Source organism: Variovorax sp. P4_B11, from assembly GCF_056402355.1.
Genome location: NZ_JBFUHO010000018.1, coordinates 96,236 through 121,074, shown reverse-complemented (window position 1 = coordinate 121,074; position 24,839 = coordinate 96,236). Strand labels below are relative to the sequence as shown.

Here is a 24,839-nt window from a genome sequence, read left to right as displayed (position 1 = left end):
ATCTTGTCCTTCTTCTTGAACATCTCCAGCATGCGCCGCGTCACCAGGAAGCCGCCGTAGACGTTGACCGCGGCCAGCGCCACGGCCAGCCCGCCCATGGTCTTGCCCAGCCCCGTCTCGGTCAGCGCTGCCGCCAGCATGGCGCCCTCGATCACGATCGACGAGATCGCGTGGGTGACGGCGATCAGCGGCGGGTGCTGCGCCGGCGTGAGGGTCCACACCACGTGGTAGCCGACGTAGATCGCCAGCACGAAGATGATCAGGTTGATGACGGTGTGGGATACGGGATCCATGGCGGTGCTCCTCCGGGGTTCGCTCTGTGCGGGCTTACTTCTTGGTGACCTGGCCGTCCTGCGCCATGCGGCAGGCGGCGACGATGTCGTCCTCGAGGTCGATGGTGAGCGTGCCTTCCTTGGCCACGATCAGCTTGAGGAAGTCGAGCACGTTGCGCGCATAGAGCGCCGACGCGTCGGCCGCCACCAGCGCCGCCAGGTTGGTTTCGCCGACGATCGTCACGCCGTGCTTGACCACCGTCTTGTCGGCCTCCGACAAGGGGCAGTTGCCGCCCTTCATCTCTCCGTTCAGGTCGGGCCCCTTGCCGGCGGCGATGTCGACGATCACCGAGCCCGGCTTCATCGACTTGACCATGTCCTCGGTGATGAGGGTGGGTGCGGCGCGGCCCGGGATCAGCGCGGTGCTGATCACGACGTCGGCCAGCGCCACGCGCTTGGCGACCTCCACCTGCTGGCGCGCCAGCCAGCTCGGGGGCATCGGCTTGGCGTAGCCGCCGACGCCAACCGCGGCTTCCTTCTCTTCGTCGGTGTCGTACGACACCTCGATGAACTTGCCGCCCAGCGACTCGATCTGCTCCTTGACCGAGGGCCGCACGTCGGAGGCCTCGATCACCGCGCCCAGGCGCTTGGCGGTGGCGATGGCCTGCAGGCCGGCGACGCCGACGCCCAGGATCACCACCCGCGCGGCCTTCACCGTGCCGGCGGCGGTCATCAGCATCGGGAAGAAGCGCTGGTAGCGGTCGGCGGCGATCATCACGGCCTTGTAGCCGGCGATGTTGGCCTGCGAGCTCAGCACGTCCATGCTCTGGGCGCGGGTGGTGCGCGGGGCGGCCTCGAGCGCAAAGGCGGTCAGGCCGGCCGCGGCCAGGCGCTGCAGGCCCTGGGCATCGAAGGGGTTGACCATGCCGATGAGCACCGTGGCGGGCTTCATCAGCGCGCACTCGCGGTCGTCGGGGCTGCGCACCTTGAGCACGATGTCGGCGCCGAAGGCGCCCGCGGCATCGGTGATCTCGGCGCCGGCGGCCTGGTAGGCCGCATCGGTCACGCTGGCGGCCACGCCGGCGCCCGACTGCACACGTACGACATGGCCTTGCGCCACCAGCTTCTTCGCGGTCTCCGGGGTCACGGCGACGCGGGTCTCACCGGCCGTCGTCTCGGCAGGCACGCCTATCTTCAATGTCACAGCGCGGCACCAAGCGACGCGCGCAGCAATTTCCCGACAGCTGACCGGGGAAGCTTTGTCCGAAATTCGATGATCTTCGGGCGCTTGTACGCAGCAAGGTTTGCCCTCATGTGTTGCCTTATTGATTCTTCAGTGAGCGCATCACTCCGAGGCACCACAACCAATTTCACAGCTTCTCCAGTGAGCTCATCAGGAATGCCGACGGCCGCGCACTCAAGCACCTGGTCCATTTCAATAGCCACAGCTTCGATCTCACTGGGATAAACATTGAATCCGCTCACGAGCATCATCTCCTTCTCCCGGCCAGAAATGCACAGATAACCGTGTTCATCAATACAGCCGAGATCACCTGTGAGAAAAAAACCATCTTTCGTTATGAATCGGGCAGTTTCTAAGTCACGCTGCCAATAACCCTTGAACAACTGCGGGCCGCGAACTGCAATTTGTCCAATCTCTCCCAATGGCAGACCTTCGAATTTCTCGTCAAGAATCAGTACTTCCGTAGACGGGGCTGGCGGGCCCACGGTCCCTTGGCGAATGTCGCCATGAGGCGGGTTGCAGCTAACTGTCCCGGACGTCTCGGAGAGTCCGTACCCCTCGCTAATGGCACAACCCGTTCTTTCCAGCCATCGAGTTGCGATAGGGCGCTGCGTGGCCATCCCCCCAGCGGTTGCAACCTTGAGGTGTCGCCAATCCACTGTGTCGAAGCCGGGATCATTCATCAAGTTGCTGAACAGCGTGTTTATGCCGGGCAACATGTGAAAAGGGGCTTCCCGCAATTTTTCCAACATCTTTGCCGAATCACGTGGGTCTGTGATCAAGAGGATGGTTCCACCCAGTTTGACGCTCGCCAAAAGAGTTATGAAGGAGACAATGTGATATAGAGGCAATGCACATGCAAACACGGGGACTGGTATGTCTGCCAATGCAGGCCCGAACCAGGCGGAGTTTTGAGCGGTGTTGGCCAGAAGACCCTCGTGGGAGAGCATTGCTCCTTTGGAAATTCCTGTAGTCCCGCCGGTGTATTGCAGAACCACGGTGTCACTTTTGGTCAGCTTCGGCCTTGAATAGATTGCAGACATCCCGAGCGCGAGCGCTTCTGGCATCTCGATAAGTGATTTGACGCCGGCACGGATTGACGCAGGCCCTCCTCGTGTGGGTTGCAAGTCGACACGCAAATTGCACAGGATCAAATGGTCAACTTGCGTCTGGGGCAAGCCTTCCTTCACTGCGTCGAATTGACTTTCGAGCAATATGGCCGCCACGGCTCCAGCGTCAGAGACTTGTAGCAGGAACTCCCGGGCGGTGTAGGCGGGATTGACGTTGACCAGCACCATCCCCGCTCGAATCACACCGATCGCTGCTACGACGTAGTGGGGCGAATTGGGAAGAGCGACGGCCACTCTTGCCCCCGCTTCGAGCCCCAGCGACTGTAGATAGGCTGCAATTCCTAGACTCAATGAGTCTACATTTGAATAACTAAATTCCTTACCCTCGTGACGCAAGGCAATGCGATCGCTCAATTGATAGAACGAAGCATCGAAGAACTCGGTAAGAGTCTGGTACTCCTTCAAGGGCTCGATGCTGTGCGGAACTTGAGGCGGATACCATTCCAGCCAGGGGCGATTATTCATACTGCCCCGCTATTTCTCAGAAGCAGAAAGGTCAACGGCTGCCGGGAGCTTGATAAGCATTTTCCCGGTGTTTCCACCTTCAAACATGCGCTGTAGTGCAGTGGGAAAAGTATCAATGCCCTCCAGCACGTCTTCGTAGGATTTGATCCAGCCAGCGGCTAGCCAACCTCGCAATGCATGCAGTGCCTCCGGATAGCGCTTTTCAAAATCGAAAATGACAAATCCCTCCATTGTGGCCCTATTCATGAGCAAAGACATGTAGTTCTTTGGCCCATTGGCGCGGGCTACGTTGTTGTATTGCGAGACGGCCCCGCATATCACGATGCGGGCACCGCGGCGAATTCGGCCGAGAGCTAGATCGAGTATTTCGCCGCCCACGTTGTCGAAATAAATGTCGACGCCCTCCGGGCATGCCTTTGACAACTGAGCGCGCGCGTCAGGCTGCTTGTAGTCGACGGCAGCATCAAATCCCAGGTTGTTTACAAGGTGAACGCACTTCTCGGCTCCTCCTGCAATGCCGACGACGCGACATCCCTTGATCTTGGCGATTTGGCCGACCACTGAACCCACGGCTCCTGCGGCACCAGAAATCAGGACCGTATCGCCGAACTTGAGCTTTCCTATTTCAAGAAGACCGAAGTACGCTGTAAAGCCAGGAGTACCAAGAGCGCCCATATAAGCCGACGCTGGCACTTTTGAGACATCGATTTTCGTAAGATCGTTGGCATTCATGGTTGCGAACTCTTGCACGCCAAAAGCTCCCAACACAGTGTCGCCAACCCCAAACCTTGCGTCTTCGGACCACAAGACCTGGCCGGCCCCGGCCGCCCTCATGACATCACCGATAGCGATGGCTTCCATGTAGGATTTGCCTTCATTCATCCATGACCGCATGGCTGGGTCCACCGAAATGAGGGTAACTCGCACTAGCACGTTTCCTTCCTCGGGTGCCTTTACTGGCGTTTTTACCTGCTGCCAGTCGCCTTCCTTGGGCAGCCCGCTGGGACGCTGCTTGAGAATAAACTGTCTGTTCGAAAGTTGCGAAAGGTTGGTCATGGTATTTCTCCAGAGTTGATTGGTTTAATCGTGCCGATTGGTTGAAAGGTTTGCGAACCCGACGACCTGGCTTGCCATAAGCTGAATCTGCTGTACCACCGAAATCGATCTGCATGCGCCTGCAGAATCGAGCGGAGCTTCGGATATGTTGATAGCCACGCCCATGGGGGTGGGCCACCCTCTCAGCGCATGCACTATCTCTCTCAAAGAAGCCATCGTTCCGACGGCTGCCTGCCATCCCCCGGCTACGGCCATGCAGCCGACCGCGCGTTCACTGAAATACGGGCGCTTATCGCTTCTGGTCTCCTCGGCATAGTCAAGTGCGTTTTTCATGAATCCGGACACCGTCCCGTGATAGCCAGGCGAAGCGATGATGATTCCGTCGGCCCTGCGCAACTCTTTAACCAACTGCAGCGCCGATGCGTCAGAGGCTGCACTGGGTTCATAGAGGGGTAGGCGAAGCGCACTCGCGCCGAGGAAGCTTGTTGTTGCTCCAGCCTTTTCTGCGGCGCTCAATGCAAGCTGCAGATAACGCTCCGCGCTTGAACCAGGCCTTGTCCCTCCTCCAATGCCAAGGATATGTGGGGAGGAATCAGTCATCGCGCGGCCTCGGAATACTGCAATTTGGTACTGTTTTCGACGGCGGACCAGTACTCTCTGATTAGCCTATCCACCAAAGTGGCAGTCGGCTCGATCGCAGTGAGAGATCCAACTCCGTGGCCGGCTGACCACACCTTCGTCCAGCGCTCGATGTCTCCGTTTCGTACGGGTTCAGCAGACTCGAGCTCGTCAGCATTGATGCCGACTGCGGCCAGACTCTTCCGCAGCCAATATGCGGGCACTCCAGAGACAGCCTTGGTCAGGATCAAGTCATCAATATCCGAATCCAATAGCATTTGACGATACGAGTCGCTGGCCATCGATTCCGAGCAGGCAATGAATGCCGTACCCATCGATGCAAGGTCAGCGCCAAGCGTTTCCGCAGCCCGAATACCGGACCCGTTGATAATTCCACCGCCCAAGACTATCGTCCCGTCGAAGAACTCGCGAATCGCGGGCACCATTGCAAAGGCACTCATCATCCCCGTATGCCCCCCTGCGCCAGCGGCTACCAGGACAAGCCCGTCGACCCCGAGCGATGCGGCCTTTCGTGCATGCTGAACCGAGTTGACATCAGCAAATACCCGTCCGCCATAAGAATGCACGCATTCAATTACTTCTCTCGGGCTGCCAAGAGCAGTGATAATCAGCGGCGGGCGGTAGCGAGCCACTACTTCCAGGTCTTCGCTGAGGCGGCGATAGCTCTTATGCACGAGTAGGTTCACGCCCCATGGGGCATCCATGGGACCTAACTGAGTGGAAATCCGTTGAAACCATTCATCCAAGATTTCGACGGTCCTGGCATTTGCCGCGGGAACGGTTCCAATGGCACCTTTGCGGCATGCGGCTACTACCAACTCCACCGTCGACACCAAAAACATCGGTGCGATGAGCAGTGGCAATTTCAGCCGACTGAGCCAGTCTTCAGGCATTGTCATTTGTCGTCCTCAAAGCATTGCGGCGTTCGTTGGAAGCCCGAGATACAGTCGGCCCGTGAGTTCATAGGTGGACTCACTGACCATCATGTGTTGGGACGCAGTCAAGACATCGCGCAGGCAGCGCTGTAGTTGAGAGTCGTCAAAGATCGCGCTGCCACCCGCGCAGGAATACACCCGAGTCACAACTTTGACCGCCTCTTCGCTTGCATGGGTCGTGGCCAGTCGAAGGTCTCGGCGAAGCGCCACGGAAATCTCCCCTGTGCTGCGCGAAGCCTCCCATGCCTTGTCGACCGCTTCGATCAAGAAGGCTCGGGCCGAGCGAAGCTGGGCTTCCGCCCTGGCTACATGCTGCTGCGTTGAAGCTCGCTCAGCCAAAAGGCGAGCGCTGCCTTGAGGCGTCTTTTTCGTTGCAAGTTCAATCAGGCTATCGATGGCAAGACGTGCAATGCCGAGCGCGACCCCCGCAATGCCCACTCCCAGAATGCAAAACACCGGAAACTTGAACACTGCCCCGGCGATTGGCACGTCCGTGAGTATTGATGCGGACAAGCCATCGGGGACGAATACATCTTTTACACTGTATTCGTTGCTACCCGTGCCGCGCAAGCCGAGCGTGTGCCACGTGTCAGCTATCGACACTTGTTCCGCTCTAAAGACCATGGAACGATTTTCGAGCGCCCCATCGGCCAGTTTTTCTGGCTTTCCGTCCGCACCCAAAACCACACACCCGCCCGTGATGAAATCAGCGTTGTAGGACGCTGAGCCCCACATCCAACTCCCATTTACCAAGAAGCCAGAAACCCCTTCAACCACCGTTCGGACTGCAGTCCCTCGCGGCGCGAATACTCCAGCCATTTTGACGTTTGGATTCTCAAATATTGCCTTTGCTTCGCGACCAGGAAGATAAGCCCCAATGATGGTCGACGTGTTTGAGATAAACGTGCACCACGCCGCCGCAGCATTGGCTTGTGCCAATTTTTCTACGACAGCTACGAAGGTATGGACGTCCGCCTCCAGGCCGCCCAGCGCCCGGGGAATGAACATGCGATAGAGGCCGGCTCGTGCCAGCTTTTCCGCAAGTTCATTTGGCAGATGTCTTTCTTTTTCTACCGTGTCGTTGGCCGCCTGCAAGATGGGGCTCAACTCTTGGCAGGCGTAAAGCAGTTCATCGCGCTGCGTCAACTCTGATGGCTCGTACTCGAATGTCATGGTAGGCTTTCGTTTATTGGCGAAATTGATATTTGTGCGCTCACGCCCCGATCACCGCGCTCGTGCCGCCATCGACGACAATCGCATGACCAGTCATGTGTTTCCCGGCTGCAGAGGCCAGCAATAGAGCAGCCCCTTTCAGGTCGTCAGGATCGCCCAGACGCCCAAGCGGCGTGGTGCTGATGATTCGTTCTTCACCGAACGCTGCAATCACCCCATCGGCCATTTTGCTCGGGAATAATCCTGGGGAAATCGCATTGACGTTGATTCCGTGCTTCCCCCATTCGGCAGCAAGTGCACGGGTAAATGTGATCACGGCTCCTTTGCTCGTGTTGTAAGCAACGCATTCCATGGGCGCCGGGTTTCCCCCCAGCCCGGCAATGGAAGCAATGTTGATGATGCGGCCGCGCCGACGCGGGATCATGCTTCCAACGGCCACATGCTGACTGAAGAGAAAAAGACTTCTCAAGTTGAGATTCATGACGCGGTCCCATGCTTGGAGGGTGTGGGTTTCAGCCGAAGCACCCCAGGAAGTCCCAGCGTTGTTGACCAGTATGTCCAGATGGCCGAGCGTGTCGAAAGTCTTGCTGCAAACGCGTTGAACTTCGGACGGGTCGCTGGAGTCAGCCGCAATCCAGGTCGCTTCGATCCCAAGTTTTCCCAGGTGGACGGCTGCGGCTTCAAGTTCGGCCTCCTTTCTTGCCGTCAGCATGAGCCGCGCACCGGCACTGCCGAGGGCTTCCGCAATTTGAAGCCCGATGCCTCTTGACCCGCCGGTGATGAGGGCGGTGGAACCTTCAAGATTGAAAAGAGTGTTGGAATAGTGATTCATCGCTTTGTCCTTGTGCTCCAAGTGGAGTAATTAACAGGAAATTTTTTTACCCGGCTAGGTCGAACTTGCTTGGGGCCGAGACATCCGGCAGTTTGACGGTCTTGAAACTTCTGCAGCCGTGAACTCGCGAACGGGAGCGAATGTCTTGCCCGTGCCTTCGGCACTGTATGGAACTTGAGTGCTTGTGCTCGTCCAGGCGGTCACAAACAACGGCTGCTGAAGCTGGTGATCCGACTTTCTCATTTCGACCAGGCCATTAAAGCCGCGAAACTGCGCTCCTTCCATCTTCGCTGCCACCGGAATCACCTCGGCCGATTGTGCTTGCTGAATTGACCTGCTCAAAAGCTCGAAGACCAGGGCAACACCATGCGTATAAAAGTCCTCGTTGAACCGCTTCTGGAATTCACTCATCCAGACGCTCATCTGGCCACCCATGTTGTAATGGCTGTAAGCAACCTGAAAAACGCGATTGTCACCAACTTGGCGGAGCGCCGTCGGAGTCCCTGCAACGACTGCGTAGTAGGTGTAAAAGGTGCCTTTCCAACCGCTTTCCTCCGCAGCCTTGATTAGCAGTGAAAGGTCTGTACCCCAGTTCCCTGTAATGATCGTGTTCGCGCCGGATGCGCGGATTTTTTCCATGTAGGGTGCGAAATCACGTATTTGCGCGAGTGGATGGCGATCGTCACCAACAATTTCGATATCTGGCCGCTTCTCGCGCAAGCCGACCTTCGCGGCCTCTGCGATTTGGATACCGGAGGAATAGTTCTGGTTGACCAAATAGACTTTTTTGACGGTTGATTGGTCTTTGATGAAGCTTGTCAAAGCCTCCATTTTCATCGCGGTGTCGGCCTCAAAGCGGAAGTGCCAATAGCTGCAGTGGCTGCCAGTCAGTTCCGGATCTGTCGCGGCGTGATTCAGGTAAAGCACTTCTTTCCCCGGGTTGCGCTGATTGTGCTTTTCGATCGCGTTGATAAGCGCAAGCGCCGGCGCTGAACCCGTGCCTTGCGCAATGAATCGAATACCCTGATCCGTTGCACTCTTAAGTGCTGCGAGAGTTTCAGTCGGACTCAATTTGTTATCAAAGGCAACGATCTCGAATTTCACACCTGCAGCGTTGGAGGCGCTGAATTGTTCCGCTAGGTACTGATATGACTTCAGCAGGCTTGTGCCCACGGAGCCCATCAGCCCGGACAAGGGTTCGGTCACCGCGATTTTCACCACTTGGCCCTTCAGCACAGGCTTCTGGTTTTGCGCGAGTGCTTGTCTTGAAAGTCCTAACCCAGCCACTGCCCAGGTCGCGATGCGGACAAAGTGCCTCCGCGTGAAGGTTGTTGGTGCCATCAGAAAAGTGCTCCAAGTGGATAAGTTCGGGTCTGGCGAATCTAGCTGTTGCATGGTCATGCGCAACTAGTACTTACCCGAGAGCAGTCGCGGGTGATCTAGGCTTGGGGAAGGCTCCAAGTGATTTTTGACGCGGCGACCTGATGCAACCCTGAAGGCCAACAGTTGTGGCCGAGGGTGCCAATCCCGAAGCTCCAGTCGCCGTCATCGCGGTGACTCATCACCCGAGAGCGACCTAGTACACGGGGCGCAGGGCCGCGGCGTCCTCAACTCGCAAGGCCCTTGAGAGCCCGGCGCCTGAACCCTCGATTTCATTGTGCGATTGCGGATCGTGCCTCGCGCAGTTCACATCGCCGGGAGAGTCGACCATGAAGTTGCGCTGCGGCGCGTTCACGGTCAGAGTGACAGTTGGAGCCGTAACCGGGCCAGGCCTGGATTTGCAAAGTGCAGTGTTGATCCGTGGATGCCGTGTGGTTCGCGACGCTGATGAACCCGCGCGCTGTCACTGTGTGCTCGCTGTCACTCTCGTGGGGTCTCTGACGGGTCGAGGCCCATCGCGCCCGTCTCTTCTCCAAGCGGCATGCCAACCGCATGGAGGTTCTTTTGCAAGATGGTCTGGCTATGCAGGCTCCAGCGGACTCAAGGCTGCTCCCTCTGGCCAACGTGGCCCTGCGGGCGCAGATGGCCCGTCGCGTGAATTGTTCCATGCATCTGTGCCTGGGCACCGCGACTCCGTCTGGGCGATGGAGGCGCACACTAAGCGGTGCTTCCGGCGCGACTTTCCCGCAGCGCCTTCACGGCGTGGGTCGCTGCACTGGAGCCGCAGGTGCGAGTCGGATCCAGCGCACCACTGGATGCGGAATCTCTTCGTCGATCTTTTCGACGACAAGAACCGCGCCGATCGCCCGTAGCGGCTGGCCCTTTTCGAGCAGACCTTCCCTAAGCTTGCCTGCGTTCGATAGATTGGCCAAGTTTTTTGCTGGATCAACGCGGAACTTTGGAGCGTCGCAGGTCATGAGCACGACGTAGAGGACCGCGGGCTGTTGTTTTCCATGAATGCCTGACGTGCTGGGGTTTATTGGGGCACTTTCAGGTGGAAATCAACGCTGTAGGCACTGGTCAGCGCGGTCCGGCTGTCGACCCGACTCACACTGCTGTTGATAGCGGCCTTCGGCTGATGCTGGTCGTGAACAGCGCGCGCGGGCTATCGACTCGCCCTGCCACGAACGGCATTGAGTGTTAGCGTCATGCTGCTCGCGGCGCGCGCAATGCTCACGGCGGATTTGGGTGCCGGCCATCGCGCCCGACGGTTGACGACGTAAAGTCTGCGCTGCGGTCCTTAGCACCGGGATGTTGTAGGTGCCACATTGGCGACCGGCGTGACGAAGGGGAAGGGCTCGCAGTGTCTAGCAAGATGTTCTTGCCGCGGTTGTTCTGCAGGGCCACGGTGCCGGTCAAGCCCAAGAGGGTTTCCGCCCACGGCAGGCTTGATAGCGCAGATCACGGCGATATCGGTGACGTTAATTGCGCAACCATCGTGTCGCCACCGTTGGATCTGGGGCAGGTCTTCGCGCCTTGCTTCATTCGCGTCGTCATAGCTATGCGCAGTACAAAAACCGGAGGCCGGCAAGCTCGCTAAGCGACGCGATCTCACAGGTCACCGCGCTTCTTGCTGGTCCAAGCTGAGTCGATCGGACATGAAGTCCAAAAAAGCGCGGATTTTGCTGGGCATGCCTTTGCGGCCGAGCACCAAAGCGGTGGCATGCATTGAAGGGCTCTCCCAGTCCTTCAGTACTCGTTGCAGCCGCCCCGACCGCAGGTCGCTTGCGCACATCACGTTCGGCAACATGCTCAGCCCGACGTGGCCGATCGCCATCTCTCGCGCGATCGAGATATTGTTGACAACCACCTTGCCCTCAATGTTCGCAAAGCGGTGCGTGGCCTCATTGCGCAGGGTCCATATGCCGTCCGCGCGCTGCTGCGTCGTGATGATGCAGTCGTGACGGTGCAGTTCGTCCACCGAAAGCGGCACGCCATGGCGGTTGAGGTACTCGGGGCTTGCGTACACCCCACGCGTTATCGTGGCGAGACGGCGGTAGGTCAGCTCGGTGTCCTTGAGCGGCCCCAGTTGGATCGTTAGGTCGTAGGGGTCTTCCCGGGGATTCACGGCGCGGCTATTCACATCGACCTCCAGCTCGAGCTCGGGGTAGGCCCGGACGAACTCGGCAATGGCCTTGCCGATCCACGACACGCCGAAGTCGATGGGGATGCTGACCCGCAGCGTGCCGCGCATGGCCGTTTGCAGCTGCAGTGTGTCGAGGCTGGCTTGCGCCACCTCGTCCACCACGCGCCGGCAATGCTCATAGAAGCGCGCGCCGATTTCCGTCGTCGTCAGGCGGCGCTGTCCCTTCTTCAGCAAGATCGTGCCCACGTTCTGCTCGAGCTGCGTGAGCTTGCGGCTGATGGTGGACTTGGGCATTCCGAGTTCGAGGGCAGCGCGCGTGATGCTTTGCGCGTTGACCACGTCATAGAACAGTTGGAGCGAGTTCAGATCGAGTTTGTCGTCCATGGTGTGTTGTTTGTCGGAATCGAGGCAGGCGCAAGGTTAGTCGACAACGCCACCGCCGCGCGGCCTTTGCGTTCCATGGCTGGAACGCCCGGTCCACATCCGATGCTATCCGGAACGCTGGCCGCTTTCTAACATCGCCGCAAAGAGAGATACCGAGCGCAGGACGCAAGGCCAGCGACGCGCCATCCAACTCAAGAACGGAGACAACCAGTGAACAACTATCCACTTTCGCGCCGGATGTTGCTGAAGGCCGTGTCGGCCTGGGCACCAGCTTCGGTGCTGGGCGTCGGCCTTGCCTCCGCAGGCGGCGCCAGCGCCCAGGCGGGCCTCAAATGGGCCAACCTGTCGCCCGGCTTCACCACGCTGCTGACCGACTACATCGTCGCCAAGGGGCTGGACAAGGCGAACGACCTGCAGCTGGGAAAACCCACAGCGTACACAGCCGTCACCACCTACTACAACGACTTTGTTGCCGGGAACTATGACGTGTGCATCGGCAGTTGGGACACCTTCGCCTCGCGCTACATTGCGGGCGTGCCGATGCAGTACGTGTGCTCCGTGACCACGGGCAACATGATCAACATCGTCACGCAGGCCCACGGTCCGGCAACGATCCGGGACATCAAAGGGAAAACCCTTGCGGCACCGCAGTCGACCGGCACCTACCGGATGATGCGCGCCGTCGTCAAGGAACTGGCGGGCATCGACCTCGAAACCTACGCGGTGGTGCAGAACGTGGACAACCCTGCCGCCTCAGTTACGTTGGTCATGGCCAACCGAGCGGACGCCGGCCTGACGTGGGAGCCCAATGTCTCGGTGGGGCTGAAGCGAGTGCCCGACATGCGCGTGCTCTATAACGCTGGCGAGGAGTACCGCCGTCGCGTCAACCTCGACCTGCCGTACTTCGGCGTGGCCGTGCGCAAGGACGCCGTCGCGCGCGACCCACAACTCGTCGCGCGGCTGAACAAGGCCTTTGCCGAGTGCATCGAGGGCATCAACACCAAGACGCAGGAAGCCGTGACCATCGCCGGCGCCAACTCTGGCATCCCTGCCGATGTGCTGAAGACGGCCATTGCCTCGAAGCGGTTGGAGTTCAAGCACGTGTCGATGCAGAACGAGGAAGGGCGCCGCAGCATCCTGTCGGCCAACGAATTCCTGATGCGCAACGGCGCGCTCACCAAGTTGGTCGACAACGGCTTTTTTGCGGCATGAACGGCATGAAGCAGGCAGAACTTCCCGTCGGCGCTACTGCGCCCGAGAACGCACCGCGCGCACCGGCCACTACGGCGGCGATGGCCAAAGCGCCGAAGGCGTCGATCGGGCGCGACCGCAGCGACCTTAAGGCGCTGGCCGTTGTCGTGGTGCTCATCTGCGCCGCGATGGAGGTCGCGAGCTGGTATGTGCCCGACTACGTGATGCCCTCGCCGCAGGCCATCGCGAAGGCGCTGGGCGAACTGCTCACCACCGACTTGCTCCACGTGGCCATCACGCTGGGCCGGCTGTGCGTGGCAATCCTTTTCTCGGCGATTGCGGGCGTCGCGGTCGGGCTGCTGATGGGCACGTCCAAGCGGGCGGGGCCTTACCTGAAGGCGCTGGTGGTGGTTGATACCGGCATACCCGCGCTGTCGTGGATGCTGCTGGCCGTGTTCTGGTTCAAGGACCCCGAGGCGCGGATCTTCTTCATTCTCACCGTGATCCTTTTGCCCTTCTATGCGCTGAATGTCTACGAGGGCGTGCGGGCGCTGTCCACCGAGTGGGTCGACATGCTGGAGAGCTTTCGTCCGACGCGCTGGCAGATGCTGCGCTACCTGGTCGCACCGCACATCGTTCCCTACATCTTCCTGACCACCAAGTCGGTGATCGGCTACGCGATCCGCATGGTGATCTTCGCGGAGCTGGTGGCCTCGGCCTTCGGCATCGGCTCTCGCATGAGCTTTGCGCAGTCGACCTTCCGCATCGATCAGGTGCTGGCTTGGACCGTCCTGCTGGTGGCGCTCAACCTCGTGATCCAGTGGCTGGCCACCGTCGCCGAAACGCAGCTGCTGGGCTGGCGCAAGGAAGTGAAGGTGCGCTGATGACAAAGACCATGAACACAGCCGTTCCCATCATTGAACTGCGCGACGTTAGCAAGCGCTTCGGCAGTCACACCGCCATCGACCATCTCTCGTTGGTGGTGCGCGATGCCGAAACGGTGGCCTTGCTGGGCCAGACCGGGGCTGGCAAGAGCACCGTGATGTCGCTGCTGATGGGTACGTCGTCGGCCGACGAGGGCTCGGTGCAGGTGGCCGGCGTCGACCCGGCGGTCGATTTCATCGCGCTGCGCGGCAAGCTCTCCGTGAGCTTCCAGACCGACCGCCTGCTGCCTTGGCGCACTGCGCGCGAGAACGTCGAGCTGGGCCTGCTGCTGCTCAAGCGCCCCAAGGCCGAAGCGCGCCAGCGCGCACAGGAATGGCTGGAGCGCGTGAAGCTGGGCGACGCGGCGCACAAATACCCGTCGGAGCTGTCGGGGGGGATGCGCCAGCGGGTGTCGCTCGCGCGCGCCCTGGCCGTCGATCCGGCGCTGGTGCTGCTGGACGAATCGTTCAGCCAGCTCGACCACGTGACCTCGCAGACGCTGCGGCGCGATTTCGCGGAGATCGTGCGCGAGCAGCGCAAGACCTGCGTGTTTGTCACGCACCGCATCGAGGACGCGCTCGAGATTGCAGACCGCATCCTCGTGCTCGCGGCCCCTGCGCGCGTCTGCCTCGAACTCGCGATCAGCGCCGAACAGCGCCAGGACGCGGAATGCATGGTGCACATGCACCGCCAGGTGGAGCGCGCCATCGGCGGCGAAGCGCCGCTGGCTTCCCCTATCTCCCCAACACACCACTAGTAAGAAAGCGGATCTTCAAGATGAGCTACCAGGACATCATCGTCGAGCAGGTAGAAGGCTGGCTGGAAATCACCATCCACCGTCCCGAGAAAATGAACTCGCTGCGTGAGACCACGGCCGAGGAAATCCTCGACGCGCTGGGCGAGGCGGAGTCGAAGCGGGACATCGCCGCGGTGATCCTGCGCGGCAGCGACAAGGCCTTCTGCACAGGCATCGACACCAGCGAATTCACCATCGGCGACAACGAGTACTTCGACTTCTATCGCAAGCGCAAGCGGTCGCGCAAGGTGAACGCGCTGTTTCGCGAACTGCCGGGCTACACGAAGCCCGTCATCAGCGCCATCGAAGGCTTCGCGCTTGGCGGCGGCCTGGAACTGGCCCTGGTCGGCGACATGATCGTCGCCGGCGCCAACGCCAAGTTCGGCCTGCCCGAGATCCGCCTGGGCCTGATGCCCGGCGGCGGAGGCACGCAGACGCTACCGCGCCTCATTGGTCCGGCCCTGGCCAAGGAACTCATGTGGACCGGCCGGCGCATCACCGCGGCTGAGGCGCGCGAGTACCGCCTGGTCAACCACGTGACCGAGGCCGGCAAGGCGATCGACAAGGCGCGCGAATTGGCACGCACCATCGCCGGCAACGCACCGCTGTCGGTGATGTTCACCAAGGCTGTGATCGACCGCGGGATGGACCTGCCGCTGGCCGAAGGCATGGCCGCCGAAGGCGACGTGTCCTTCATGCTGTATTTCACCAAGGACCGCCAGGAGGGCCTGGGTGCCTTTCGCGAGAAGCGGACCCCCGATTTCCGAGGAGAGTAAGAGATGAAGAAAAGAGACATCGTGATCGGCGGCTACGCCGAGACCCCGATCGATTTCAAGACCGGCCGCAGTGCCTACGACCTGGCCGGCGAGGCGCTCGATCAGCTGCTGGAGCGCACCGGCATCGACAAGAGCGAGATTGACGGCCTGTCGGTCACCACCGCGCTGTCGGAAGCACAGAATCCCTTCTTCGCGGTCTACATGACCGAGGCGCTGGGCATCACGCCGACGTGGCTGAACTACGGAGGTATAGGCGGCTGCTCGGCCACCGGCGGCGTGGCGCGCGCCATGTCGGCCATCCGCGATGGAATGTGCAAGCTGGCGGTGGTGATGTCGTCCGACGCACCGAGCTCCAACTGGCGCTCCAACTACGGCGCCTACCGCGGCGAGTTCCAGGACCCGCCCGGGGTGCAGGGTCCGCCGGCGACCTTCGGGTTGCTGATGAGTCGCTATATCCACCAGTACGGCCTGGACCCCGAGGCGCTGGGCAAGATCGCGGTCACGCAGCGCGCGCATGCGCTGCACAACCCCAACGGCTACAAAAAGTTCCAGAAGGAACTGACGATGGAGGAGTACCTGAAGTCGCGCGTCATCTCCGACCCGCTGCGTGTGCTCGACAGCGTGATGTTCTGCGACGGCGCCAACGCCTTCATCGTGACCACCGAAGAGAACGCCAAGCGCCTGGGCCTGAAGAAGATGGTCTATCCCGTAGCGTACGGCGAGGTCACCAACTTCAACGGTGCTGATCCGCTGGCCGATATCACACTGTCGGGCTTCACCAAGATCGGCCCCGAGGTGCTGCGCAAGGCCGAACTCGCTCCGAAGGACGTGCGAATGTTCCAGCCCTACGACGATTTCACCATCGCGGTGATGATGCAGTTCGAGGCCTTCGGCTTCTGTGAGCGCGGCGAAGGTTCGGCCTACACATTGCGCACCGACCTGTCCTTCAGCGGTGACCTGCCGTTGAACACCGGTGGCGGGCAGATCTCTGCTGGCCAGCCCGGGCTGGCCAGCGGCGGCCTGAACCTGGCCGAAGCCGTGCGCCAGATGTTCGGCGAAGGCGGCAGCCGCCAGGTGGCGGATCCGCGCAACGCGCTGGTCACTGGCATCGGCGTGATCCCTTACGGCCGCAACTGGGGCACCAGCTCGGCCATGGTCCTGGAGGCATGAAAACCATGAGTGAAACCACTTCAATCCCCGCACCGGCTGCACCCGCCGCACCAGCGCGCCCCGTGCCCCAGCAAGGCGTCTACGTCGACAGCAAGCCCTTCTGGGACGGCATCGCACAGGGCAAGCTCGTGCTTCAGTACTGCACGGTCGCCAAGCGCTTCCAGCACTATCCCAAGCCCGTGAGCGGCTTCAGCGGGCGCCGCACACTGGAATGGCGCGAGGTGACCGGCACCGGCACCATCTACGCATGCACGGTCGTGCGCATCGCAGGCCCGGGCGTCGAAGGGCGGATCCCGCTGTGCGTGGCCACCGTCGAACTCGATGAGGGCGTGCGCATCATCGCCAACGTGCTGAACTGCGCGCCGGCGGATCTGGCGATCGGCAAGCGCGTGAAGCTGGCGGTGGACCACCTCACGCCCGAGCAGCCGTACCCCGCCTTCGAACTCGCTTAGGAGCACCATGCGTCTCGAACACTTCATGGCAGCGCATGCCTTGCGCACGCCTGCGAAACCGGCCGTGGTCGTGGGCGCGCAGCGCCTGAGCTACGGCGAGCTGCTTTCGAGTTCGCGCTCGCTGGCGGCCGGGCTGCGGCGCGCCGGCGTGGTCCAGGGCGATCGCATCGTCGTGTATCTCCCCAACTGCGTTGAGTTCGTGCAGATCATGTACGCGGCTTTCTCGGTCGGCGCTACGGTGATTCCGGTCAACACCCGCAATACGCCGCGCGAACTGGTGTACTTTGCGCAGGACAGCCAGGCCCGCGTGCTGGTGTTCCATGCAGAGAGCGCCGAGGCGATCGAGGCGCTGTCGGCCGAGTTCGTGGGCATCCGCCGCGTGGCAGTGGGCGGCGAAGTGGCCGGCGCGGAGTCGTTCGAGATGCTTCGGACCCACTCCGACGAGCGCCTGCCCGAGCTCACGCTGTCTCCAGACGACGCGATGATCCTCTACACCTCGGGCACCACCGGCAAGCCCAAGGGCGCGGTCCTCACGCACGCCAACTTCGTGATCGGCAACGCCTTCGTGAATGCAGTGGAGTGGGGTGTCACGTCGCACGACGTGTTCCTGGTGACCACGCCGCTTGCGCACCGCACGGGCCTGGCGCGGCTCATGAACTCGATGTGCCTAGGCGCCAAGCTGGTCGTCATGGAGCGTTTCGACGCGCAGGCCGCGGTCGAGATCATCGAGCGCGAGCAGGTCAGCGCCGCGGGCATGGTGCCCACCGTGGCCCGTATGCTGATGCCGGTGCTCGAGAAGGAGGCTGCGCGCTGCGCCAGCCTGCGCCACATCATCGTCACCGGCGAGGCGTTTCCGGTCGAGCTCAAGCGCCGCATGATCGGCTATCTGCCGCAGGCGCGGCTGCATTCCTTCTTCGCGATGACCGAGGTCGGCTCGGTCACCGTGCTCGACCACGAGGAGCAGTTCACCCACCCAGCGTCGGTGGGGCGCGTCACGCCGGGCGTGCAGGTCAAGCTGGTGGACGACAAGGGCCAGCAGGTGTCGGTAGAAGATGTGGGCGAGATCCTGGTTCGCTCGGGCGAGGCCGGGCGCTTCACCACCATGAAGGGCTACTTCGGGCGCCCCGATGCCACCGCCGCCACCATCGTCGATGGCTGGGTCCACACCGGCGACATGGGGCGCTTCGACGTCGACGGCTACCTCTACATCGTCGACCGCAAGAAGGACATGGTGCTCAGCGGCGGCTTCAACATCTACACCAAGGAAGTCGAACAGGTGCTGGTCGAGCACGTCGACGTGGCCGATGCGGCCGTGGTGGGCGTACCCGACGAGATCTTCGGCGAAGCGGTGACCGCGTTCGTCGAGCGGCACCCGGGCCGCACGCTGAGCGTACAGGCGCTGCAGGAGCACACGAAGTCTCGCATTGCCAGCTACAAGAAGCCCAAGCATGTGTTTTTTGTCGACGCGCTGCCACGCAACGGCGTGGGCAAGGTGCTCAAAGCCGAACTGCGCGAGATGGCGCTCGCGCGCCTGGCTCAGCCTGTCGCATGAGCAGCGCTGCCGTTCCCTGGGACACGCAGGCCGCGCACTGGATTGGTGGCCGGTGGCTGCCTTCCGGGCCTGCCTTCTCATCGACCAACCCGGCAGACGCATCGCTGGTTGGTCATGCGCCGGACGGCGGCCCGGCGGAGGCGCAGGCCGCGATCGATGCGGCTCGCCACGCCTTCGACACCACGCCTTGGCGCCACAGCCCGCGCCTGCGCGCGCAGGTGTTGTTGGACATGGCGACGCGTCTCGCGGCCGACGCAGCATCGCTGGCGCTGCTGCTGACGCTGGAAAACGGCAAGGTGCTGCGCGAGTCGGCCGGCGAGGTCGAGGGCGCCGCTTCGGAGTTGCGCTACTACGCGGGCATGGCCCGCAGCGCGGCCGGCCGCGTGGTCGAGCCGGCGCCAGGCGTGCGCTCGCTCATCACGCATGAAGCTGCGGGCGTGGTGGCGATCATCGTGCCGTGGAACGCACCCCTGATCCTCTTCGTGCGCTCGCTCGCGCCGGCCCTGGCGGCCGGCTGCACGGTGGTTATCAAGGCGGCGCCGCAGGCCGCGCTCTTCATGCACCGCGTGGCGCAGCGCATGGCCGAGACCGAGGGGCTGCCGCCTGGCACGGTCAACATTGTGCACGAAGCGGGCAGCGACGTGGCGCAGGCTTTCGTCGCCTCGCCGGGCGTCGACGTCCTGAGCTACACCGGCAGCACCGCCGTGGGCAAGGCCATCATGGCGGCGTCCGCGCCGCAACTCAAGCGCCTGTCGCTGGAGCTTGGCGGCAAGGCCCCCTGCGTGGTGTGCGAGGACGCCGACCTGAGCCTCGCGGTGCGCGAGATCCTCGCGGCCGGCACCATCCTGTCGGGTCAGCAGTGCACCGCTGCCAGCCGGGTGCTGGTGCACCGTAGGCTGTATGCCGATTTTCGTGATGCGATGGCGTCGGCCATGCGCATGCTGCGTGTGGGCCCGGGCCACCTCGCCGAGAACGCCATGGGCGCGGTGATCGACTTGGCGAACCGCGATCGCATCCTGCGCCTGGTCGACGAACTGGGCGAGCAGCACCGCGTGGTGGTGCGCGGGGCGCCCGTGCCGGGCCTTCCCATGCACGGTGCCTTCGTGTCGCCCACGCTGGTGGAAGTCGACGACCCGCAAACGCCGGTCGTCCAGGACGAGCACTTCGCGCCATTGATGACATTGGAGGTCTTCGACGACGACCGTGGCGCGGTCGCGCTGGCCAATGCCACGCGCTTCGGGCTGGGCGCGAGCGTGTGGTCGCGCGACAGCGCGCGCGCGCAGCGCATCGCGCGCGAGATCCGCTGCGGCACCGTATGGATCAATGCGCACAACAAGCTCTTCGCGGAAGCGGAGGTCGGTGGCTACAAGGAAAGCGGATTCGGCCGGCTTCACGGCGCCGAAGGCATGCACGACTTTCTTGAAATCAAACACGTCTACCAGGAGATCGGCAGCCTCTGAGGCCGCCGCCATTGCCAAGATGCTCAGACCCGAATCGGCCGCCGACGCGGCCTTCCGCAACGAGGTACGCGACTGGCTCGCGACCCACGCGCCCGACGCGCTGCGTCACCGGACCTTCCGGCCGCTGCCGGTCGAGGGCATGCCCTGGTACCGCGCGCTGTCGCAGCGCGGCTGGATTGCGCCGCATTGGCCGCGCACGCATGGCGGCATGGGTGCCAGCGCGGTGCAGCAGGTGATCCTCATGGAGGAAATGGCGCGCGCGGGCACGCCCGACTTTCCGACGCAGGGCCTGAACCACATCGGCCCGCTACTCATTGCGCGCGGCACGCCGGCGCAGCAGCAGCGCCACCTGCCGGCCATTCTTTCAGGCGACGCGATCTGGTGCCAAGGCTATTCGGAGCCGGGCTCGGGCTCGGACCTGTCGAGCCTGCGCACCCGCGCCGAGGTGCGCGGCGGCCCGGACGGAGACAGGCTCGTCATCAACGGCCACAAGATATGGACCACCTGGGGCCACCATGCCGACTGGATGTTCGCGCTGGTGCGCACCTCCAGCGCCGGCAAGCCACAGCACGGCATCACCTTCGTGCTGATCGACATGAAGACGTCGGGCATCCGGCGCCGGCCGATCCGCACCATCGCGGGCGACGACGAGTTTGCCGAAGTGTTCTTCGACGAGGTGGCAGTGCCGCTGGACAACGTCGTCGGCGAGATCGACAAGGGCTGGCAGGTGGCCACCGCAGTGTTGAGCGAGGAGCGGTTGCGCATTGGCTCGCCGGCCCAGGCGCTGCGCGCGCTGGAGCGCCTGCGCATGATGCTGCGCGCCACGCCTGCGGACCGCTTGCCGCCCAGCGTGCACGAGGCCGCCGCACTGGCCGAGGTGGAGGTCGAGACGCTCATCGCCGCCTACCTCGAAGCGGCCGAAGCCGCCGAACAGGGCATCGCAGCTGACAGTTCCTACCTGAAACTGCTGGCCACGGACACCGTGCACCAGCTGCTCGACCTCGTGCAGCGCGTGGCGGGACCCGCCGCCGCGTTGCGAGACCCGGTTCGCCGGGGTGACGACCTGCTCGATGCCACCGAGATGTTCCTGCAGGCACGCCGCCTGGGCATTTACGGCGGGAGCAGCGAAGTGCAGCGCAACATCATCGCGACGCGGGTGCTCGGCCTGCCGGTCGCCGGAGCCAAGTCATGAACGCCGAACACAGCGCGTCCCTGCGCATGATTGCCGAGAGCGCGGCGGACGCCGCTGCCTCGTTCGGTGGCCCGGCACGGGCACGCCGGGTGCACGAAGGCGGCCCGGCGTGGGAGCCAGCCACGTGGAAAGCGATCGCCCAACTCGGCTGGCTCGCGATCGCGGTGCCCGAATCGGCGGGTGGCCTGCAGCTGGGCGCGCCGGCGCTGTGCGTGGTCGCCGAAGAAGGCGGTCGCGCATTGCTGGCACCGCCGCTCACGATGGGCATGGCCGCCGCTGCGGTGCTGGCCGAGGCGGGCGAGGTCGCGGTGCCGACGTTGCAGGCGCTGATCGAGGGCTTGGCGCACGTCGTTCTGGTGGATGCCGCCGAGTCCGCCGACGCCACCCTCGCGGCGCATTTGGTACCCGACGGCGACGCGGCCGCCCACTGGCTGGTGGCTTGCGGCCTGGGGCACGAGTTCAGTGCGCGGCTGCTGGACCCCGGCGCACCTGGTGTTGCGCTTACCGTGCGCCACGCCGTGGATGGCAGCCGCTTGGCCGATCTGCACGTCGGCCGCGCCACCTGGAACGATGCGCCACAGGTGCTGTCGGGCACCGCGGGCGAGGCCGCCTGGCGGCACGGCCGGCACCTCGCGGGGCTCGGCGATGCTGCCTACCTCTGCGGCCTGATGGACGCGGCCCTTGCCCTCGCGCTCGACTACCTGCGTCTGCGCCGCCAGTTCGGCGTGCCGATCGGCAGCTTTCAGGCGCTGCAGCACCGTGCCGCAGCCTGCCATGTCGACGTGACCGCCACGCGCGCGCTGGTGCACGAGGCAGCGCGCGCGACCAGCACCGGCAAGGAAGGCTGGGCTGCCGCGGCCGCCGTGCATCGCTCCGGCGCCGCGGCGCTGCGCGTGACCAAGGAGGTCGTGCAGTTCCATGGCGCGATCGGCTTTGCCGACGAGCACGACGCCGGCCTGTACCTGCGCCGCGCCATGACCATCGGCGCGCGCCATGCGGGCGCGGCGCTGGCGGCGTTGCAAAGCCGCTGAGACACCCAAGAACAACGAGGAGACAACCGAAGTGAGCTACCCGACGATCGTTTTTTCAGGACGCACCTTCACCGCCGAATGGATGGAGGCCGAGGTCGAGCGCCTGTGCGCCGGCCTGGAGGCGGCCGGCGTGGCGCACGGCCAGACCGTGGCCATGATGATGCGCAACTGCCCGGCCTACGCGGCGCTGATCCTGGCGTGCCGCCGCGCAGGCGTCTATTTCGTCTCGCTCAACTGGCACTGCAAGCCGCCCGAGGCGGCCTACATGCTCGAGGACAGTGGCGCCGCGATGCTTTTCGTGCATGACGACCTGCTCGCGCAGGTTGTGGCCGGGGTGCCGACCGGCGTGGCCATCGTCGCCGTGCCGGCCGACGAAAAAAGCCCGCAGCCCGACGCCAGCGGCCGCGCCGTGCGCTGGATCGAGTTCGGCGTCGGCGTGCCGCCGATGGCAGCGCGCCCGCGCCTGCACTTCGGATCGGTGCAATACACATCGGGCACCACCGGCAAGCCCAAGGGCGTGCGACGGCTGGCGCTTGCGCCGCAGGAGCGCGATGCGCTGGAGGTGGAGTCGCGCCGAATCGGCCGCATCGCCTCGGGCATGGCGCCGGGCGTGACCGCGATGCTGTGCGCGCCCATCTATCACAGCGCTTCCACCATGTACCTGGTACAGGCTTGCGACGCCGGTGCCACGCTGATCCTGGAGCCCACCTTCGACGCGCTGCGCACACTCGAACTGATCGAGCGGCACGCCGTCACGCACGCCTACCTGGTGCCCACCATGTACCGCCGGCTGCTCGCGCTGGGCGATGCGCAGCGCGCGCGCTTCAGCGTGGCCACGCTGCGCCACGTCACCTCCACCGGCTCACCCTGCGCGCCCGATGTCAAGCGCCGCATGATCGACTGGTTCGGCCCCGTCATCACCGAGGCCTACGGCGCCAGCGAGACCGGCTACGTCACCTTCATCGATTCGCCCACCTGGCTGGCCCATCCCGGCTCGGTCGGCCAGGCGCTCGGCCCGGCGCGGCTGCGCATCGTCGATGACGAGGGCCGCGAGATGGCCCCGGGGCAGATCGGCGCCATCTACGTGCGCCAGCCGGCGCTGCCCGATTTCACCTATGTGAACAACCAGGCGGCGCGCGACGCGATGGAGCGCGACGGCCTGGTCGCACTTGGCGACGTGGGCTACCTGGACGAGCAGGGCTTTCTCTACATCTGCGACCGGCGCAACGACATGATCATCTCGGGTGGCGTGAACATCTACCCGGCCGAGGTCGAGTCGGTGCTGCAGGACTTGGCGGGAGTGGCCGACTGCGCGGTGTTCGGCATTCCCGACGAGGAGTTCGGCGAGAGCGTGGCTGCGGCGGTGCAGCTGCGCCCCGGCGCGCAACTCGATGCGGCCGGCATCCAGCACTTTCTGCGCGCGCACATCGCCAACTTCAAGGTGCCGCGCGTGATCGAGTTCCATACACAGCTGCCGCGCGAGGACACCGGAAAGATCTTCAAGCGCCTGCTGCGCGAGCCGTACTGGCGCGAGCAGAACCGCCGCATCTGAAACATCCTTTGGCCGATGCGCGCCCTGCACGAACGCGCACCTTCGGCATGCCCGTCCAACCGATTCCAGGAGTCTTCGCATGGCGCTTCCACAGGTTCTTTCACAACGGCTTCGGCTGCCGCTGATCGCCTCGCCGCTGTTCATCATCTCGACGCCCGAACTCGTCATCGCGCAATGCAAGGCGGGCATCGTCGGATCGTTCCCGGCGCTCAACGCGCGGCCCAAGGAAGAACTCGCGAACTGGCTGCAGCGCATCACCGACGCGCTTGCGGTGCACGACCGCGCGCATCCTGAGCGGCCCAGCGCGCCCTTTGCCGTGAACCAGATCGTGCACCGCTCGAACGACCGACTGCAGCACGATCTGGAGGTGTGCGCGCGCTTCAAGGTGCCGATCGTCATCACCTCACTGGGCGCGCGGCCCGAAGTGAACGACGCCATCCACGCCTATGGCGGCATCGTGCTGCACGACGTCATCGACAACGCGTTCGCGCGCAAGGCGATCGAGAAGGGCGCCGATGGGCTGATTGCCGTGGCGGCGGGCGCGGGGGGGCATGCGGGCACGCAGTCGCCCTTTGCACTGGTGCAGGAAATACGGCAGTGGTTCGACGGCCCGCTCGTGCTGTCGGGGGCCATCGCCAGCGGCCGCTCGATCCTGGCGGCGCGCGCGATGGGCGCCGACCTGGCCTACATGGGCTCGGCCTTCATCGCCACCGAGGAGGCCAACGCCGCGGCCGCCTACAAGCAGATGATCGTCGACAGCGCGGCGCGCGACGTGGTGCACACCAACCTCTTCACCGGCGTTCACGGCAACTACCTGCGCCCTTCGATCGTCGCGGCGGGGCTCGACCCCGACAACCTAGCGGACGGAGACCCCAGCAGCATGAATGTCGGCTCAGGCCGCATGAAGCCCAAGGCCTGGAAGGACGTCTGGGGCTGCGGCCAGGGTATCGGCGCCATCGACCGAGTGGTGCCGGCCGCCGTACTGGTCGACCGGCTGGCCGCGGAATACGACGCCGCGCTCGGCCAGATGCTGGGCCGTCAGGCCATCGCCGCCTGAGCCGCATCCATCGAATCAACAGCAGGAGACA

At 63.3% G+C, this 24,839-nt stretch carries 23 protein-coding genes; 12 read left to right on the top strand and 11 right to left on the bottom strand.

The window, feature by feature from the left end; translation table 11 throughout:
- The 11 genes from AC1DYD_RS18015 to AC1DYD_RS17965 form a co-directional block, all read right to left on the bottom strand.
- The coding region (locus AC1DYD_RS18015) for an NAD(P) transhydrogenase subunit alpha part 2 (protein ID WP_478174107.1) at window positions 1–293 on the bottom strand (293 nt) is incomplete at its 3' end.
- A gap of 34 nt (window positions 294–327) precedes the next feature.
- Window positions 328–1,470, bottom strand: a complete 1,143-nt coding sequence (locus tag AC1DYD_RS18010) for a Re/Si-specific NAD(P)(+) transhydrogenase subunit alpha (protein WP_478174114.1) — start codon at window positions 1,468–1,470, stop codon at window positions 328–330.
- 2 nt (window positions 1,471–1,472) lie between these two features.
- Window positions 1,473–3,110, bottom strand: a complete 1,638-nt coding sequence (locus AC1DYD_RS18005) for an AMP-binding protein (RefSeq protein WP_478174106.1) — start codon at window positions 3,108–3,110, stop codon at window positions 1,473–1,475.
- Between the two features lie 9 nt (window positions 3,111–3,119).
- Entirely contained in the window at window positions 3,120–4,166 is a 1,047-nt protein-coding gene (locus tag AC1DYD_RS18000) for an NADP-dependent oxidoreductase (protein WP_478174105.1), read from the bottom strand.
- 24 nt (window positions 4,167–4,190) lie between these two features.
- Complete coding sequence (locus AC1DYD_RS17995; protein WP_478174104.1) at window positions 4,191–4,766, bottom strand: NADPH-dependent FMN reductase; 576 nt, start codon at window positions 4,764–4,766, stop codon at window positions 4,191–4,193.
- Window positions 4,763–5,704 (bottom strand): NAD(P)H-dependent flavin oxidoreductase, encoded by a 942-nt coding sequence (locus AC1DYD_RS17990; protein ID WP_478174103.1) that lies wholly within the window; start codon window positions 5,702–5,704, stop codon window positions 4,763–4,765. The genes AC1DYD_RS17995 and AC1DYD_RS17990 overlap by 4 nt, the downstream gene beginning before the upstream one ends.
- Window positions 5,705–5,713: 9 nt before the next feature.
- Window positions 5,714–6,913 carry an acyl-CoA dehydrogenase family protein gene (locus tag AC1DYD_RS17985; RefSeq protein WP_478174102.1) on the bottom strand — a complete coding sequence of 400 codons (1,200 nt, stop codon included), beginning with the start codon at window positions 6,911–6,913 and terminating at the stop codon, window positions 5,714–5,716.
- 40 nt (window positions 6,914–6,953) lie between these two features.
- The gene (locus tag AC1DYD_RS17980; RefSeq protein WP_478174101.1) at window positions 6,954–7,745 is read right to left on the bottom strand and encodes an SDR family oxidoreductase; all 792 of its coding nucleotides are present in this window, start codon (window positions 7,743–7,745) and stop codon (window positions 6,954–6,956) included.
- Between the two features lie 54 nt (window positions 7,746–7,799).
- Window positions 7,800–9,086, bottom strand: coding sequence for a branched-chain amino acid ABC transporter substrate-binding protein (locus AC1DYD_RS17975; RefSeq protein ID WP_478174113.1), 1,287 nt, complete (start codon window positions 9,084–9,086; stop codon window positions 7,800–7,802).
- A 794-nt stretch (window positions 9,087–9,880) separates the two neighbouring features.
- Window positions 9,881–10,057 (bottom strand): hypothetical protein, encoded by a 177-nt coding sequence (locus tag AC1DYD_RS17970; protein WP_478174100.1) that lies wholly within the window; start codon window positions 10,055–10,057, stop codon window positions 9,881–9,883.
- A gap of 686 nt (window positions 10,058–10,743) precedes the next feature.
- On the bottom strand, window positions 10,744–11,655 hold the full coding sequence (locus AC1DYD_RS17965; protein ID WP_478174099.1) for a LysR family transcriptional regulator: 912 nt from the start codon (window positions 11,653–11,655) through the stop codon (window positions 10,744–10,746).
- A gap of 237 nt (window positions 11,656–11,892) precedes the next feature.
- Here AC1DYD_RS17965 and AC1DYD_RS17960 point away from each other — a divergent pair, with 237 nt between their 5' ends.
- The 12 genes from AC1DYD_RS17960 to AC1DYD_RS17905 all read left to right on the top strand — a co-directional run bounded on the left by AC1DYD_RS17960 (window position 11,893) and on the right by AC1DYD_RS17905 (window position 24,808).
- Complete coding sequence (locus AC1DYD_RS17960) at window positions 11,893–12,867, top strand: ABC transporter substrate-binding protein (RefSeq protein ID WP_478174098.1); 975 nt, start codon at window positions 11,893–11,895, stop codon at window positions 12,865–12,867.
- Window positions 12,868–12,872: 5 nt separating this feature from the next.
- On the top strand, window positions 12,873–13,730 hold the full coding sequence (locus AC1DYD_RS17955) for an ABC transporter permease (protein ID WP_478174097.1): 858 nt from the start codon (window positions 12,873–12,875) through the stop codon (window positions 13,728–13,730).
- 11 nt (window positions 13,731–13,741) lie between these two features.
- Complete coding sequence (locus tag AC1DYD_RS17950) at window positions 13,742–14,527, top strand: ABC transporter ATP-binding protein (protein WP_478174096.1); 786 nt, start codon at window positions 13,742–13,744, stop codon at window positions 14,525–14,527.
- Between the two features lie 20 nt (window positions 14,528–14,547).
- Window positions 14,548–15,342 carry an enoyl-CoA hydratase/isomerase family protein gene (locus tag AC1DYD_RS17945; protein ID WP_478174095.1) on the top strand — a complete coding sequence of 265 codons (795 nt, stop codon included), beginning with the start codon at window positions 14,548–14,550 and terminating at the stop codon, window positions 15,340–15,342.
- Window positions 15,343–15,345: 3 nt separating this feature from the next.
- Window positions 15,346–16,512 carry a thiolase family protein gene (locus AC1DYD_RS17940; protein WP_478174094.1) on the top strand — a complete coding sequence of 389 codons (1,167 nt, stop codon included), beginning with the start codon at window positions 15,346–15,348 and terminating at the stop codon, window positions 16,510–16,512.
- A gap of 5 nt (window positions 16,513–16,517) precedes the next feature.
- Window positions 16,518–16,964, top strand: a complete 447-nt coding sequence (locus tag AC1DYD_RS17935; protein WP_478174093.1) for a Zn-ribbon domain-containing OB-fold protein — start codon at window positions 16,518–16,520, stop codon at window positions 16,962–16,964.
- A gap of 7 nt (window positions 16,965–16,971) precedes the next feature.
- Window positions 16,972–18,516 carry a class I adenylate-forming enzyme family protein gene (locus AC1DYD_RS17930; RefSeq protein WP_478174092.1) on the top strand — a complete coding sequence of 515 codons (1,545 nt, stop codon included), beginning with the start codon at window positions 16,972–16,974 and terminating at the stop codon, window positions 18,514–18,516.
- Window positions 18,513–19,976 carry an aldehyde dehydrogenase family protein gene (locus AC1DYD_RS17925; protein ID WP_478174091.1) on the top strand — a complete coding sequence of 488 codons (1,464 nt, stop codon included), beginning with the start codon at window positions 18,513–18,515 and terminating at the stop codon, window positions 19,974–19,976. Before AC1DYD_RS17930 ends, AC1DYD_RS17925 begins: the two co-directional genes overlap by 4 nt.
- 19 nt (window positions 19,977–19,995) lie before the next feature.
- The gene (locus AC1DYD_RS17920) at window positions 19,996–21,168 is read left to right on the top strand and encodes an acyl-CoA dehydrogenase family protein (RefSeq protein WP_478174090.1); all 1,173 of its coding nucleotides are present in this window, start codon (window positions 19,996–19,998) and stop codon (window positions 21,166–21,168) included.
- Window positions 21,165–22,199 carry an acyl-CoA dehydrogenase family protein gene (locus AC1DYD_RS17915; protein WP_478174089.1) on the top strand — a complete coding sequence of 345 codons (1,035 nt, stop codon included), beginning with the start codon at window positions 21,165–21,167 and terminating at the stop codon, window positions 22,197–22,199. Before AC1DYD_RS17920 ends, AC1DYD_RS17915 begins: the two co-directional genes overlap by 4 nt.
- A 31-nt stretch (window positions 22,200–22,230) precedes the next feature.
- Window positions 22,231–23,751: an AMP-binding protein gene (locus AC1DYD_RS17910; RefSeq protein WP_478174088.1), complete on the top strand. Its 1,521-nt coding sequence runs from the start codon at window positions 22,231–22,233 to the stop codon at window positions 23,749–23,751.
- A gap of 79 nt (window positions 23,752–23,830) precedes the next feature.
- The gene (locus AC1DYD_RS17905; RefSeq protein WP_478174087.1) at window positions 23,831–24,808 is read left to right on the top strand and encodes an NAD(P)H-dependent flavin oxidoreductase; all 978 of its coding nucleotides are present in this window, start codon (window positions 23,831–23,833) and stop codon (window positions 24,806–24,808) included.
- The last annotated feature ends 31 nt before the right edge of the window (window positions 24,809–24,839 follow it).